This window comes from Mesorhizobium sp. M7A.F.Ca.AU.002.02.1.1 (assembly GCF_003998535.1).
Taxonomy (GTDB): domain Bacteria; phylum Pseudomonadota; class Alphaproteobacteria; order Rhizobiales; family Rhizobiaceae; genus Mesorhizobium; species Mesorhizobium ciceri.
In genome coordinates this window covers 1-653 of record NZ_RZPB01001403.1, presented here as the reverse complement: position 1 = coordinate 653, position 653 = coordinate 1, and the positions used below count along the sequence as shown (strand labels likewise).

The window sequence follows — 653 nt, the reverse complement described above, 5'->3', positions numbered from 1 at the left end:
AGCCAACATCGTGGTCACCATGATCAGCGATACCATGGTGTCGGTCGCTTCGGAGGCTCCTGTCGCCGTGCATGTGGAAGACTTCGGATTGCTGCCGAACGTGGATAAACTCCAGCAGGCGGCCAACGTGACCAATATTGTTCCCACGGCATCGGTTTCATTCGATTTCGTTTTCATCGCTGACGGCAGCAAGCCGGCTGTTGTCCAACCGGTTGCGGCGAGCACTGCCGATGTCGGGCCTGTCACCACCGATGCGGCGAAGACCAGCTTCAGCGACGAGGAGTGCCTCAACAGGTTCGCGGTGCTGTCGCGCACCGGAGCCATCTACTTTAGAACGGCGAGCGCGCGGCTCGATAGCCAAAGCCGGCCGCTGCTTGCTGAGGTCGTCGGCGTCGTGGGCAAGTGCCCGGGCCTGAAGGTCGAGGTTTCTGGACACACCGATTCCGACGGGTCGCCCATCGAGAACAAGCGCCTGTCGGAGCGAAGGGCCCAGGCGGTTGCCGACGCCATAGTTGCCGCTGGCATTCCGCGCACCCAGATCGCGGCGACTGGCTATGGCGAGGAGCGCCCGGTTGCCGACAACGACACGCCGAAGAACAAGGCGCTCAATCGGCGGATCGAGTTTTCCGCCACTAAGCTCGTCAACTGAGGGA

1 protein-coding gene is annotated in these 653 nt (G+C 62.2%); it reads left to right on the top strand.

The genetic code is table 11. The features are described 5' to 3' along the window. On the top strand, positions 1 to 649 hold a 649-nt coding region (locus tag EN879_RS38010), incomplete at its 5' end, for an OmpA family protein (protein WP_164774952.1). Between the last annotated feature and the right edge of the window lie 4 nt (positions 650 to 653).